A 13760-nucleotide genomic window follows, 5' to 3' on the forward strand; every position below is an offset into this window, starting at 1 on the left:
TGCCCTTCTCCCCGGCCCTCTCCCCGGTGGGGAGAGGGAGTTAACGACATGGCCGTATTGAACGAAGAACAGACGATGCTGCGCGATATGGCGCGCGAATGGGCCGATAACGAGGCGCCAGTGACGGCCTTTCGCAAGGTGCGCAATGCCGCGCCGGCGGAAGGATATGACACCGCTGCCTGGCAGCAGATCGGCGAAATGGGCTGGGCCGGGATCGTCGTGCCGGAAGAATATGGCGGATCGGCGTTCGGCTATCTGTCGCTCGGGCTGGTGCTCGAACAATTGGGCCGCAACCTGACCGCGTCGCCGCTCGCTTCGACCGCGGCGGCGGCGGCGGCGATCGCCCTTGGCACGTCGGACACAGCGAAGAGCACGTGGCTGCCGCAGATTGCCTCCGGCGAGGTCGTCGCGACCTTGGCGATCGACGAAGGCCCGGTGCACGATCCGGCGACGATCGCCACTGCCGTTTCCGACGGCGCACTGACCGGCACCAAAGCTTTCGTCGCGGAAGGCGATAGCGCGCATCTGTTCGTCGTGGCGGCCAGCGACGGTCTGTATCTCGTCGCCGGCGATGAGGGCGTGACACGCTCGACGCGGAAGATGGCGGATTCGCGCAGTCATGCGCAGGTCACGTTCAGCGGCGCCAAAGCGGAGAAGCTCGGCGGGCCTGAACTCACCGCTCAGGTCATCGACCTCGCGACCGCGGCGCTGGCCGCGGAAATGCTCGGCATGGCGGAGCAAGCCTTTGCCGTGACCAAGGATTATCTCAAGCAGCGCGTGCAATTCGGCCAGCAATTGTCGACCTTCCAAGCATTGCAGCATCGCATGGCCAAGATGTTCACCGAGCTCGAGCTGATGCGCTCCGCGGTGGAGGGCGCGTTGGAGGCGATCGACGCCAAGCGCAGCGACACCGATCAGGCGGTCAGCCTGGCCAAGGCGATCGCCAGCGATACGCTGCATCTGGTGAGCCGCGAGATGGTCCAACTCCATGGTGGCATCGGCATGACCGACGAACATGACGCCGGTTTCTACCTCAAGCGCGCGCGCGTGCTGGAGACGATGTGGGGCAACGCCGCGTATCATCGCGAACGCTTCGCCCGGCTCAACGGCTACTGATCGCGCCAAGCCCCTCCCGGGCCGGCCTTTTTCGCTATTTCGAATACACGTTCTGGCCGGTCCGGGTCTTTCAAACTATGACTTTTCGGCAACAGACGCACTCCGTAGCGTCATGCAACGCTAGTTCTGCTTGACGCATAGGCCAACTTGGCTATTTTCGAGGATGAGGTACGGAACTACTAAAGTTCTGGCCGCTTAGGGAGAGAGTGATGCTCAACAAGCAATATATGTCGGCGTGCGCCCTTACAGTCCTCGCAATGGGACTCGCCACGCCGGCATGGGCGCAGCAGACCGAAGCCGCCACTGGTGCGCCGTCCGAGGCCGCCGCCGCCCCCCAGGCACAAGACGAAAGCGGCGCCGACATCATCGTCACGGCGCAGGGCCGCGCCCAGGCGCTGGCCGACGTGCCCGTCGCAATCTCCGCCGTGACATCCGAATCGCTGCAGAATTCCGGCGCCAACGACATCCGCCAGCTCAACCAGCTCGCGCCGTCCTTGCTCGTGTCCTCGACCGGCTCGGAAGCCAATGGCTCGCCCCGTATTCGCGGCATCGGCACGGTCGGCGACAATCCCGGGCTGGAAAGCTCGGTCGTCGTGTTTATCGACGGCGTCTATCGTTCGCGGTCCGGCATCGGGCTCAACGAATTGGGCGAGATCGACCGGATCGAGGTGCTGCGCGGGCCGCAGGGTACGCTTGGCGGGCGCAACTCCTCCGCCGGCCTGATCAGCATCGTCAGCAAAAAGCCGTCGTTCGAATTTGGCGGCACGGCCGAGGCGACCTACGGCAATTTCGATTTTGTGCGCTTGTCGGGCAGTGTCACTGGTCCGATCACCGAGAAGATCGCGGCGCGCCTGGACGGCGTCTATGTCAAGCGCGACGGCTTCTACAAAGACACCACCAACGACACGCGGGTCAACGATCGCGACCGTTATTTCCTGCGCGGCCAAGTGTTGTTCGAACCGACCTCGGATGTCAGCTTCCGGCTGATCGGCGACTATAGCAAGCGCAAGGAAGCATGCTGCGCGGCGACCTATGTCGGGCAGAGCGTGAACCCGTACATCGGCAATCTCAACACTCCCGCCACCCCGCTCACCACGGGGCTCGCTGGGGGCAACAACATCATCAACGTGCTGCGCGATCTAGGGCAGGATGTCGGCGCGTTCAGTCAGGGTTACTCGCGCAACATCTCGGTTTCCGCCGGTCGCGACTATGAGGGCGAGACGCAGGATTGGGGCGTGTCGGGCCAGCTCGACTGGTCGTTCGGCGATGTCAGCCTGACATCGATCACCGCCTATCGCAGCTATTATAACGAGCAGGGATCGGACACGGACTATAGCTCGGTCGATATCCTGTTTACCGAATCCGATGGCAACAGCCGCCGCGCCTTCAAGACGTTCACGCAGGAATTGCGCCTGCAGGGCAGCGCATTCGACGATAAGCTCGACTGGCTGATCGGCGGCTTCTATTCGAACGAGCAGTTCCGCGGCAAAAGCAATCTTAAGTTCGGCAGCCAATATGGCCGCTTCGCAACCTGCCGGATCATCTCCGGCGGTGGCCTGGCTGGCCTATATTCGCCGACCAGCCCGGGCTGCGTCGCACCGGGCATCGGTCTGGCAACGCTGGGATCGTTCGGCGCGGATATCCGCAACGGCTTCCTGACGCTCGACGGGATCAACAATGTCGGATCGACGGTCGATCGCTACCGCCAGAGCAGCCGCAGCTTCGCCGCCTTCACGCACAATATCATCCACCTCACCGATACCGTCGATCTGACGCTCGGCCTGCGTTACACCGACGAGCGCAAGCGCTTTGGCGCCACCTTCGGCAACAACAATACCGGCTGCGTCACGCTACAGAATACGCTGACCGATGATCTGATCAGCGCCAATGCGACCGTGCGTGCGCTGGCGGGCGGACTGATCGGGCTGGGCTGTCAGGGCAATTCGACGGCCGAATTGAACGGCGTGAGCGTCAGCGACAAACGCCATGAAGACGAGTTCACCGGCACCGCGATCCTGTCATGGAAACCGATCGACGATCTGTTGCTCTATGCCAGCTTCTCGCGCGGCTATAAGGCGGGCGGGTTCAATTTCGACCGTTCCGCGCTCAAGTCGCCGATCGCCGTCAACAGCGCCGGTGTGCCAACGACGAGCTTCGCTGCATTGGGCGGCGCGCAAGCGCTGGTTAGCGCGCTGCAGTTCGAGCCGGAGAAGGTCAATGCCTTCGAAATCGGTGCAAAATATGGCACCGGACCATTCAGCCTGTCGGTCGCCGGCTTCCGCCAGCAGTTCAGTAGTTTCCAGCTTAACACCTTCGATGGCACGGTGTTCATCGTGCAGAACATCAACGGCTGCTCGGAAAGCCTGAACGGCGCGGATCGCGATACGAGCTCGGCCACCGGGGCCTGCGCCGAGGACAATGTCAGCTACGGCGTGGTGTCGCAAGGCGTCGAGCTCGAGGCTTCCTTGGTGCCGGCGCGCGACTTCCGCGTCTCTGCCGGCCTGACCTATGCCGATACCAAATATCGCGACAACCTGGTCGGCAACAATGCCGGTGCACCGCTCAATGCGGCGTTGCGCAAATTGCCTGGCGACAATCTGTCCAACGCGCCGAAAGTGGTGGTGACAGGGTCCGCGGCCTGGACGCCCGATATCGGCAGCAGCGGGCTCTCGGGGCTGTTCTATGTCGATACGCGCCTGTCGAGCGACTATAATACCGGGTCCGATCTGTTCCCGCAAAAGGAGCAGGATAGCTTCGCTTTGGTCAATGCCCGTATCGGCCTGCGCGGCAAAGACGAGATGTGGGCGATCGAGTTCTGGGGGCAGAATGTCTTCAACAAGAATTACGCCCAGGTCGCGTTCAACTCTCCGTTCCAGGCGGGCACGTCCAACGCGACGTTCTCCGATCCGCAATATCCCGGCGGCCGCCAGCTCTTCTCGCAGTTCCTGGCCGAACCGCGCACGTACGGCGTGACGCTGCGCGGCAAATTCTAACAGTAGCGTGGGACATGTCCGGCACATGATCGGATGACCCGACGACCGGCCCGCCGACCGGCCCCCCAGTCCGGGGCCGGCGGCGGGCTTTTTTTGTGAAACGAGATCCGATGACGATTGCCGCCACCCATCCCGAGATCGCCGACACGCTGGCGCTCAAGCGGCGTACGATGACGCTCGCGCTGCTCACCACGGTGTATTTCTTCAGCTATATGGACCGGCAGATCCTCGCCATTCTGCTCGAGCTGATCAAAGCCGATCTGAAGCTCAGCGACGGTCAATTGGGCGTGCTCTCGGGCCTGGCCTTTGCGATCTTCTATGCCGTACTCGGCATTCCCGTGGCGCGGCTGGCGGACAAGGGCAACCGGCGCAACATCATCGCCATCGCGCTGGCGATCTGGAGCGTGATGACCGCGCTCTGCGGCCTGGCCCAGAATTTCGGCCAGTTGCTGGCGGCGCGGATCGGCGTCGGCGTGGGGGAGGCGGGGTCGAGCCCGCCGTCGCATTCGATCATTGCCGATCTGTATCCGGCGGACCGGCGCGCCGGCGCCATGGCGATCTATTCGCTCGGCGTGGTGCTGGGCGCGGGCGTCGGCACGTTCATCGGCGGCACGGTGGCGCATCTCTGGGGCTGGCGCGTGGCGATGCTGACCATTGGTTTGCCCGGCGTGGCGCTGGCGGTGATCGTGTATTTCTTCGTGGTCGAACCGCGGCGCGGTCTCTCCGATGTGGATCAACTTGCGCACAGCCATCCGATGCCGAGCCTGGCCACTGGCTTCCGCACGATCTGGGCCAATGCGGCGGCCCGCCATCTGGTGATGGCGGTGACGATCACGTCATTGGTCGGCTATGCGCTGAGCGGCTGGGGGCCAAGCTACCTGCAGCGGTCGCTGGGCCTGACCGTGTTGCAGATCTCGCTCTATGTTGCGCCGGTGGGCACCGCGCTGGCGGCGTTTTCCGCGGTGATGGGTGGCAAGCTGGCCGATCGCGTCGCACGCAAGCGCGGATTGCATGCGCAGAGCAGCATGGTGGCCTGGCTCAAGCTGATCGCCTTTCCGTTCGTGCTGCTGTTCTTCCTGTCGGATAATCTGGCAGTCGCACTGTTCGGCTATTTCGCCTCATTGCTGTTCGCCAATTCCTATCTCGGGCCGACCTTCGCGCTGCTGCAGGGGCTGGCACCGGTGCAGTTGCGCGCATTGTGGGCGGCGATCACCTTGCTGGTGATCAACCTGCTTGGGCTGGGCTTGGGGCCGGCGGCGGTCGGCTGGATCAGCGACGCGCTCCGCCCGACGTTCGGCGCGGAGTCGCTGCGCTATTCGCTGGTCTGCGTCGGCATGCTGACGCCATGGGCGATCTTTCATTACTGGCGGGCGAGCGTGCTGCTGCATCGTAGCGAAAAGGTGACGGCGGGGCTGTGAGGTTCTAGGCTCGGGCGCATGCCCAAGAAATCAACCGGCTTGCCGACGCGTGAGCAGATCCTCGACTTCATTTCCACCGCCACGACGCCCGCCGGCAAGCGCGAGATCGCCAAGGCGTTCGGCCTGACCGCGCAGGAGAAGATCGGGCTGAAGTCCTTGCTCAAGGACATGGCCGACGAGGGGCTGATCGACGGCGCCGGCGCGCGCGCCTTTCACAAGATGGGCGGGGTGCCGCGCGTGACGGTGCTGCGCATCGCCGATGTCGACGATGGCGGCAACGTCTGGGCGGTGCCGGAGAATTGGCATGCCGAAACGCCGCCGCCCAAATTGCGTGTGCGCGAGAAGGGCCGGCGTGGTGCGTTGGGCATCGGCGACCGGATTCTGGCGCGGACCGAGGAAGCGGGCGCGGGCTGGATCGCACATCCGATGAAGCAACTCGCCAAGGGCGAGGAATTGGTGCTCGGCGTGCTGCGGCAGGAGGGCGGCAAGCTGTGGCTGACCGGGGTGGAAAAGCGCGATCGCAGCGAATACCTAGTCGCCGATGCCGGGGAGGCCGAAGCGGGCGATCTGGTGCTGGCGGAGAAAGGCGGCCGGCCGCCGCGGATTACGGTGCGCGTTACCGAAGTGCTGGGCGATCCGTTTGCGCCGCGTAGTTTCTCGCTGATTGCCATCCACAAGCTTGGCATCCCGACGGTGTTTTCGCCGGAGACGCTGGCCGAGGCCGAGCGTATGGCGGCGCAGCCGCTGGGTGATGATCGCGAGGACCTGCGCGACGTGCCGATCGTGGCGATCGATCCGGCCGATGCGCGCGACCATGACGACGCGGTGTGGGCCACGCCCGATGACGATCCTGCCAATGAGGGCGGGTGGAAGGCGATCGTCGCGATCGCCGATGTGAGTTTCTATGTGCGCCCTGGCAGCGATCTCGATCGCGAGGCGCGCAAGCGGGGCAATTCGGTCTATTTCCCGGATCGCGTGGTGCCGATGTTGCCGGAGATCCTGTCGGCGGAGGTATGTTCGCTGAAGCAGGGCGTCGATCGCGCGGCGCTGGCGTGTCATTTGCGGGTGGGGAAGAATGGCGAGCTGAAGAGCTGGCGCTTTACCCGCGCGGTGGTGCGGCTGGCGGCGAATATCGCCTATGAGGATGCGCAGGCGGCGATCGACTCAACCTCCCCTCCCGCCCTGCGGGAGGGGCTGGGGGAGGGCCTGTCGGCAGGGGAGCCCCTTGCGGACAGGCCCTCCCCTAACCCCTCCAGCGAGCGGGAGGGGGAATTGCCCCCGCTTCTTCAGCCCCTGTGGGATTGCTGGCACGCGCTCTACAAAGCCCGCGAGAAGCGTGGGCCGCTCGATCTCGATCTGCCCGAGCGGCGCGTGGTGCTCGACGAGAAGGGGCGGATCATGTCGGTCGCGCCGCGCGAGCGGCTCGATTCGATGCGGCTGATCGAGGATTATATGATCGCCGCCAACGTCGCCGCGGCCAAGGCGCTGGAGGGCAAGAAGGCGCCCGTCATGTACCGCGTGCACGAGCCGCCGAGCCGCGAGAAGCTCGTCGCGCTGAAGGATTATCTCAAGACTTTCGGGGTCGAGTTCGCGTTGGGGCAGGTGATCCAGCCACGCACGTTCAATCATATCCTCGACCGTGTCGGCGACGCCGATTTCCGGCCGCAGATCATGGAGCAGGTGCTGCGCACGCAGACCCAGGCTTATTATGGGCCAATGAACCACGGGCATTTCGGGCTGGCTTTGGGCAGTTACGGGCACTTCACCTCGCCCATTCGTCGTTATGCCGATCTGATCGTGCATCGCTCGCTCGTCTCGGCGTTCAAGCTTGGGCCGGGCGGGCTGACGCAGGGCGAGGCCGAGGGCATGGAGCGGATCGGCGAGGGCATTTCCGCGCTCGAGCGCCGCGCCATGGAGGCCGAGCGCGACACGATCGACCGTTATGTCGCCGCGTTCCTGGCCGAGCGGGTCGGCGACGTGGTGGACGCGCGGATCACCGGGGTGACCAATTTCGGCTTTTTCGCGACGGTCGAGGGGATCGGCGGCGACGGGCTGATGCCGGTGCGCGATATCGGCGGGGAATATTTCCGCTTCGACGAGGCGGCACGGACCCTCGTCGGCGAGCATTCGGGGACGACCTTTGCCAGCGGCATGCGGCTGCAATTGCGGCTGGCGGAGGCTAATCCGGTATCGGGCGGGCTGCGCTTCGAGATGGTCGATGGGAAGGCCGAGCGGGTGGAGCGGGATGCGGCGCCGGCGCGGGTGATCAAGCGGCGCGGGCGGCCGGCAAATATCCGGCATCAGGGGAAGAAGCGCTAATTCGGTACCGACCGGGCGAAGATTTCCCCTGCGTCACCCCGGCCTTGAGCCGGGGCCCAGCTACTTCTTCCAAATGCGGGGCAAGGCAGCGGGGCCCCGGGTCAAGCCCGGGGTGACGGGATATGGTTGGACGTCCTCGGTAACGCGTCACCCCGCCGTGAAGGTCAGCCCGCCGCGCGCGATCAAGCGCTCGCGCAGTGGTGCGCCCATCAGCGCGCCCGGCGTCCAGATACCGCCTTCACCCTCCACGTCGTGCACCAGACACAGCGCCGCTTCCGCGATCATCCGGCTGGTCGAACCATAGCCGGGATCGCGATTCCCGGTGACCACCGCATCGAGCCGTGAACCATCCGGCATTTCGCCGATGAACAGCAGATCGTAAAAACCGTTCTCGCGCTCGTCCTTGCTCGGGCCTTCGCCGGGCTTGGGGCCCTTGTCGCCGGCGAACGGGTTGATCTTGGCTATCGCCTCCGCGGCGACGCGGCTCATCTCGCCCAGGCCCGGCGCGACCATCATCTCGTCATAGACGAAGTCCGCGCCATACGCCTGGTCGAGCAGGAAATTGGTGCGGTGGACGTTCTTGGTGTTGATCGGCGCCATGATGAACGGCGCGACCCAGGCCTGGATCGCCTGATCATATTCGGGGAGCAGGCCCTTGGGCTGGCTCGGACCGTCAAAGCCCGGCGTCAGCGCGAACGGATCGACCAGCAGGCCGAGAATGCTCGGATCGCGCGCCGCGGCAGCCATCGACGCCTTGAGGCTGGCGACGGTGCCACCAGAGGCGCCGCCCTGCATTTTTCGCACGCGGCCTTTGACGTGGCGCACAGGGTGGCCGAACTTGGCCCGGGCGGCATCCTGCAACGTCAGCACGCCAAGATCGAACGGGATCGAATCGAACCCGCAGCTGAACACGATCCGCGCGCCGCTGCGCTTGGCCGTCCCGTGATGCGCGTCGATCATGTGGCGCATCCAGGCGGGCTCACCGCACAGGTCGACATAAGCGGTGCCGGTGGCGGCACAGGCGGCGATGAGATCGTTGCCGTAGAGCTGGTACGGGCCGACCGTGGTGAGCATGACCTTGGTGCGCGCGCACAGCGCGGTGAGGCTGGCGGGATCGTCGCTATTGGCGACGAGCAGCGGCGTATCGGCGGGGGCGCCGATCTCGTCGCGCACTTCCTGCAGCTTGGCCAGCGAACGGCCAGCCATCGCCCAGCGCGGCGTGTTCTGGCTGAGCAGATATTCGGCGACGAGGCGGCCGGTGAAGCCGGTAGCGCCATAGACGATGATGTCGAAGTCTTGCATGATTCTCCCCTCCCGCTTGCGGGAGGGGAGTAAAGCTAGGCCGCCTCGCTGAACTGCAAGCTCGCCAGCCTTGCATACAAGCCGTTTTTGCCGATCAATTCGGCGTGGCTGCCGCTTTCGACGATGCGGCCGTCGTTCATCACGATGATGCGCTTGGCGGCGCGGACGGTGGCGAGGCGGTGGGCGATGACCAGCGTAGTGCGCTGCTGCATCAGTCGCTCGAGCGCTTGCTGGACGAGCTGCTCGCTCTCCGCGTCGAGCGCGCTGGTCGCTTCGTCGAGCAGCAGGATCGGCGCGTCGCGCAGCAGCGCGCGGGCGATAGCGACGCGCTGGCGCTGGCCGCCGGAAAGGCGCGCGCCGCCTTCGCCGAGGAACGTGCTGAGCCCGTCGGGCAGCTTGCGCAGGAATTCGGCGGCGTTGGCGGCCTCCGCGGCAGCCCACAATTCGTCGTCGCCCGCTTCCCATTTGCCGTAGCGCAGATTGTCGCGCGCGCTGGCGCCGAAGATCACGGTTTCCTGCGGCACCATGGCGATGCGGCGGCGGATCTCGGCCGGATCGGCATCGCGCAGCGACACGCCATCGAGCCGGACGTCGCCGCTGGCCGGATCGTAGAAGCGCTGGATTAGCTGGAACAACGTGGTCTTGCCCGCGCCCGACGGGCCGACCACCGCGACGGTGTCGCCCGGCGCGATGTCGAGCGAAAAATCATGCAGTGCGGCGGTATCGAGCCGCGTCGGATAGCGGAATTCGACATGATCGAACGTCAGCGCGCCGCGCGCGGGGACGGGCAGGGCGACCGGGTGCGCCGGTGGGGCGATTTCGGGTTGCTCGTGGAGCAATTCGCCAAGCCGGCCGGCGGCGCCAGCACCGCGCAGCAGATCGCCATAGACTTCCATCAGCGCGCCGAACGCGCCGGCGACGATCCCGCCGGTCAGCACGAACGCGGCGATCGATCCGCCGCTGATCTTGCCCGCGGCGACATCAACCGCACCTTCCCACAGCACCAGCGTGATCGAACCGAAGATCAGCCCGATGACGATCGCGGTCATCACCGCGCGCAGGGCGATGCGACGGCGCGCGGCGGCGAAGGTGGCGGCGACGGCATCGGAGAAACGCTTGGCTTCGCGGCTTTCCTGGCCGAACGCCTGGACGATCTTCATCGCGCCCAATGTCTCGGTGGCGAGCGAGCCGACATCGGCGACGCGATCCTGCGACTGGCGTGATTGGTTGCGCACCCGGCGGCCGAGCAGGGCCATCGGCAGGATGATGATCGGAATGCCGAGCATCAGCATACCGGCGAGCTTGGGCGAGATGGCGAACAGGTAGATCAGCCCGCCAATGCCGGTGAAGACGTTGCGCAGCGCGACCGATACGGTGGTGCCGACGACCTGTTCGATCAGCGTGGTGTCGGAGGTCAGGCGCGAGGCGATTTCGGACGGGCGGTTCTGTTCGAAGAAGCGCGGCGTCAGCGTCAGTAGATGCGCCTGCACGGAAGTGCGGATGTCGGCCACGACGCGTTCGCCGAGCCACGAAACGTAGTAGAAGCGCACTGCGGTGGCGAGCGCGAGGATGACGACGATCATCAACAGGTAATGGAACGAGGCATCGACTGAGCCGCCGGCGCCCGGGCCGAAGCCGCGATCGATCACGCGCTTGAAGCCATAGGGTATGCCGATCGTTGCCGCCGAGGTGGTCAGCAGCGCCAACCAAGCAATGCCGATCTGGCGCGGATACTTTTTGGCGTGGTGCCACACCAAGGCGAGATCACCGAGGCGGCGCTTCGGCGCGGGGTCGGCTGCGAGCACGGGATCTGGCTGACTATCGGACATGGCGCGCACGGGTAGCAGGGTGGCGGCGGTCCCTCAACGGCGCAGACGGCCGCAATGGACGATCATTGCCAGCCTTGCGCGATCGGTTTATGCCGCACCTGCGAACAGTTTCCTTTTTCCAATATCGGGTATGCCATGCTGTACAATGCCTATGAGATGCAGAAGACCATGCTGGCCGGCGCCAGCGCGATGGCGGATTTCAGCGCGGGCTGGCTCAATAACCCGGCCAATCCGTTTTCCTATATGGGCGGCGGCACGGTGATGGCCTCGGCATTGGAGGTGTTCGCGCATGCTGCCGCGCCTCGTGGCAAGCCGGCGTTCGGGCTGGAGACCACCATGATCGGCGGCAAGCAGGTGCCGGTCGAGGAAGAGATCGTGGTGCGGAAAGCCTTCGGACAGTTAAAGCGCTTCAAGCGTGAGGGCGTGGCCGGTGAGCCCAAGCTGTTGATCGTCGCGCCGATGTCCGGCCATTATGCGACTCTGTTACGCGGTACGGTCGAGCGGATGCTGCCGGTGGCGGATGTGTACATCACCGATTGGCGCGACGCGAAGCTGGTGCCGCTCAGCGACGGGACGTTCGATCTCGACGATTACATCGATTACATCAGCGAATTCCTTGAGGTGATCGGCACGTCGGGTGACGGCGAGCGCGCGCATATGCTGGCGGTGTGCCAGCCGTCGGTGCCGTGTTACGCCGCGACCTGCCTGATGAGCGCGGACCAGCATCCGTACCGGCCCAAGACGCTGACCATGATGGGTGGGCCGGTCGATACGCGCGAGGCGCCGACCGCGGTCAACACGCTGGCAACCGAGCGGCCGCATGCCTGGTTCGAGCAGAATGTGATCGCCACGATCCCGGCCAATTATCCTGGCGCGGGGCGCAAGGTGTATCCGGGCTTCCTGCAGCTGGCCGGGTTCATGTCGATGAACCTTGGTAACCACCTGAATTCGCACTACGAGATGTTCAAGCACCTCGTGCAGGGCGACGGCGAAAGCGCCGATGCCTCAAAGGATTTCTACGAGGAATATCGCTCGGTTTGCGACATGACGGCGGAATTCTATCTGCAGACGATCGACGTGGTGTTCCAGGATCATGCTTTGCCCAGGGGCATCATGCAGCATCGCGGGCGGACGATCGATCCGGCGGCGATCACCGATGTCGGCATCCTCGCGATCGAGGGCGAGAAGGATGATATTTCGGGGCTTGGTCAGACCAAGGCGGCGCTGACCATCGCCACTGGGCTGCCTGAGGCGAAGAAGCGCTATTATATGGCCGAGGGGGCCGGGCATTACGGCATCTTCAACGGTAGTAAGTGGCGCGACAAGATCGCACCGGTAGTGGAAGAATGGATGGCGGCGAACGCCTGAGCGCCTTCCAAGCGCGTCACCCCAGCGAACGCTGGGGTCTCAATGAGGCGGGCGTTACGCCCGACGCGTGAGACCCCAGCTTTCGCTGGGGTGACGCGGCTTGGGTCGGGCAGGTTACGCCGCCGTCGTGCCTACCACGGCGTGACTGCCCGACTCCGACGGCTTGATCGTCCCGCCGACCAGCATCTTCAGCCGCCCCGACAGCGAGATATCGGTTTCCCATAGTTCCGCGCTATCGATGTCCATGCGGATCAGCGCCAGATTGGGATCGCTCTTGCCGCCGGGAAACCAGGCCTCGACTTGCTTGTTCCACAGCTTGTCGATCATCAGCGCATCGTTGCTGACGCTGATCGTACCCGACAGGCAGGCAAAAAAGTCATGCCCCTTGGACACGAACTGCGCCATCGCCGCGCCGCCGCCGATCAGCCGGTTATCCTTGCCGACGAAGAAGAACAACGTGTCGACCAGATCCTTGTCGAGCTGCGCGGTAAGCGGCTCGCTATGCTGATGCGTGTCGGTCAGGCCGACCATCACGAACGGGCTGTCGGCCATCTTGTCCCACAACGTCTGCTTGATCTCATGCGTGTCGGCCATGCGGTCTCTCCTGATAGGTTCGGTAGGATAACGTTCCGGGGGCAAAGGGTTTCCTCGTGGCCTGACGATGCCGGACGCGGCATGAAGCGACGGTTATGAAATCACTGTTCCTGCCGATCCTAGCCGGTGCCACGTTGCGCGACCGGATCATTGCCTGCGCTGCCGCTTCGATCGGGATCGGATTGACCGCATGGCTCAGCGCGCTGGTCGTCGATGCGCGTACCGCCGCCTTGCTTGTCGCGCCGATGGGGGCATCGGCCGTGCTGATCTTCGCGGTGCCGACGAGCCCGCTGGCGCAGCCCTGGCCGGTGATCGGCGGCAATGTGCTATCAGCGCTGGTCGGGATTGCGATCGCGCGAGCGGTGCCGAACGCGACGCTGGCCGCGGGGCTGGCGGTGGCGGGCGCGATATTGGTCATGTCGCTAACGCGCTCGCTGCATCCGCCGGGTGGCGCTGCGGCGTTGCTGCCGGTGCTGGGGGGCAGCAGCATCGTGTCGATGGGCTATTGGTTTGCGGTCGTGCCGGTGGGGTTGAACGCGGCAGTATTGGCGGCACTCGGCCTGCTGCTCCATCGTCTCACCGGGCATAGCTATCCGCACCGCGCGGCGCCAGCGGGCGGGCAGACGCTGCCGTCGGTCGAGATGGTACCGCATCCGGAAGACTTGGATTTGGCATTGGCGGATCTCGGCGAGACGTTCGACGTCAGCCGCGAAGATCTCGACCTGCTGTTCGAACGCGTCGAACAGCATGCCGTTGAGCGAAAGTCGCGGGCGCGATAACCGGCGCCGTGAGACTGCAATCCGGCGCAGTGGTTTACAGAC

Annotated in this window: 9 protein-coding genes; 6 read left to right on the top strand and 3 right to left on the bottom strand. The window is 64.9% G+C overall.

The window, feature by feature from the left end; all coding sequences use genetic code 11:
* Positions 1 to 48: 48 nt before the first annotated feature.
* From U1739_RS15390 to U1739_RS15405, 4 genes are all read left to right on the top strand, one after another.
* Positions 49 to 1116, top strand: a complete 1068-nt coding sequence (locus U1739_RS15390; protein WP_332709452.1) for an acyl-CoA dehydrogenase family protein — start codon at positions 49 to 51, stop codon at positions 1114 to 1116.
* Between the two features lie 209 nt (positions 1117 to 1325).
* A complete protein-coding gene (locus U1739_RS15395) occupies positions 1326 to 4109 on the top strand; it encodes a TonB-dependent receptor (protein WP_332709453.1) in 2784 nt (927 codons plus the stop codon).
* A 110-nt stretch (positions 4110 to 4219) separates the two neighbouring features.
* A complete protein-coding gene (locus U1739_RS15400; RefSeq protein ID WP_332709454.1) occupies positions 4220 to 5527 on the top strand; it encodes a spinster family MFS transporter in 1308 nt (435 codons plus the stop codon).
* 18 nt (positions 5528 to 5545) lie between these two features.
* Positions 5546 to 7846, top strand: a complete 2301-nt coding sequence (locus U1739_RS15405; RefSeq protein ID WP_332709455.1) for a ribonuclease R family protein — start codon at positions 5546 to 5548, stop codon at positions 7844 to 7846.
* A 147-nt stretch (positions 7847 to 7993) separates the two neighbouring features.
* Here U1739_RS15405 and U1739_RS15410 read toward each other — a convergent pair whose 3' ends face one another.
* Positions 7994 to 9148, bottom strand: a complete 1155-nt coding sequence (locus tag U1739_RS15410; protein WP_332709456.1) for a saccharopine dehydrogenase family protein — start codon at positions 9146 to 9148, stop codon at positions 7994 to 7996.
* Between the two features lie 35 nt (positions 9149 to 9183).
* A complete protein-coding gene (locus U1739_RS15415; RefSeq protein ID WP_332709457.1) occupies positions 9184 to 10977 on the bottom strand; it encodes an ABC transporter transmembrane domain-containing protein in 1794 nt (597 codons plus the stop codon).
* 135 nt (positions 10978 to 11112) lie between these two features.
* On the opposite strand from U1739_RS15415, the gene U1739_RS15420 reads away from it, so the two are divergent.
* On the top strand, positions 11113 to 12345 hold the full coding sequence (locus U1739_RS15420) for a polyhydroxyalkanoate depolymerase (RefSeq protein WP_332709458.1): 1233 nt from the start codon (positions 11113 to 11115) through the stop codon (positions 12343 to 12345).
* A 114-nt stretch (positions 12346 to 12459) separates the two neighbouring features.
* Here U1739_RS15420 and U1739_RS15425 read toward each other — a convergent pair whose 3' ends face one another.
* The gene (locus U1739_RS15425; RefSeq protein ID WP_332709459.1) at positions 12460 to 12939 is read right to left on the bottom strand and encodes a pyridoxamine 5'-phosphate oxidase family protein; all 480 of its coding nucleotides are present in this window, start codon (positions 12937 to 12939) and stop codon (positions 12460 to 12462) included.
* A gap of 95 nt (positions 12940 to 13034) precedes the next feature.
* On the opposite strand from U1739_RS15425, the gene U1739_RS15430 reads away from it, so the two are divergent.
* Positions 13035 to 13718: an HPP family protein gene (locus tag U1739_RS15430; RefSeq protein ID WP_332709460.1), complete on the top strand. Its 684-nt coding sequence runs from the start codon at positions 13035 to 13037 to the stop codon at positions 13716 to 13718.
* Positions 13719 to 13760: the final 42 nt, after the last annotated feature.

It is taken from the genome of Parasphingomonas puruogangriensis (assembly GCF_036663635.1).
GTDB lineage: Bacteria > Pseudomonadota > Alphaproteobacteria > Sphingomonadales > Sphingomonadaceae > Sphingomonas.

What these genes read in the sequence shown, in the direction of transcription:
- U1739_RS15395 (WP_332709453.1), top strand. Translation starts at nt 1,326, where the DNA reads ATGCTCAACAAGCAATATATGTCGGCGTGCGCCCTTACAGTCCTCGCA.
- U1739_RS15420 (WP_332709458.1), top strand. Translation starts at nt 11,113, where the DNA reads ATGCTGTACAATGCCTATGAGATGCAGAAGACCATGCTGGCCGGCGCC.
- U1739_RS15410 (WP_332709456.1), bottom strand. Translation starts at nt 9,148, where the DNA reads ATGCAAGACTTCGACATCATCGTCTATGGCGCTACCGGCTTCACCGGC.
- U1739_RS15400 (WP_332709454.1), top strand. Translation starts at nt 4,220, where the DNA reads ATGACGATTGCCGCCACCCATCCCGAGATCGCCGACACGCTGGCGCTC.
- U1739_RS15390 (WP_332709452.1), top strand. Translation starts at nt 49, where the DNA reads ATGGCCGTATTGAACGAAGAACAGACGATGCTGCGCGATATGGCGCGC.
- U1739_RS15415 (WP_332709457.1), bottom strand. Translation starts at nt 10,977, where the DNA reads ATGTCCGATAGTCAGCCAGATCCCGTGCTCGCAGCCGACCCCGCGCCG.
- U1739_RS15430 (WP_332709460.1), top strand. Translation starts at nt 13,035, where the DNA reads ATGAAATCACTGTTCCTGCCGATCCTAGCCGGTGCCACGTTGCGCGAC.
- U1739_RS15425 (WP_332709459.1), bottom strand. Translation starts at nt 12,939, where the DNA reads ATGGCCGACACGCATGAGATCAAGCAGACGTTGTGGGACAAGATGGCC.
- U1739_RS15405 (WP_332709455.1), top strand. Translation starts at nt 5,546, where the DNA reads ATGCCCAAGAAATCAACCGGCTTGCCGACGCGTGAGCAGATCCTCGAC.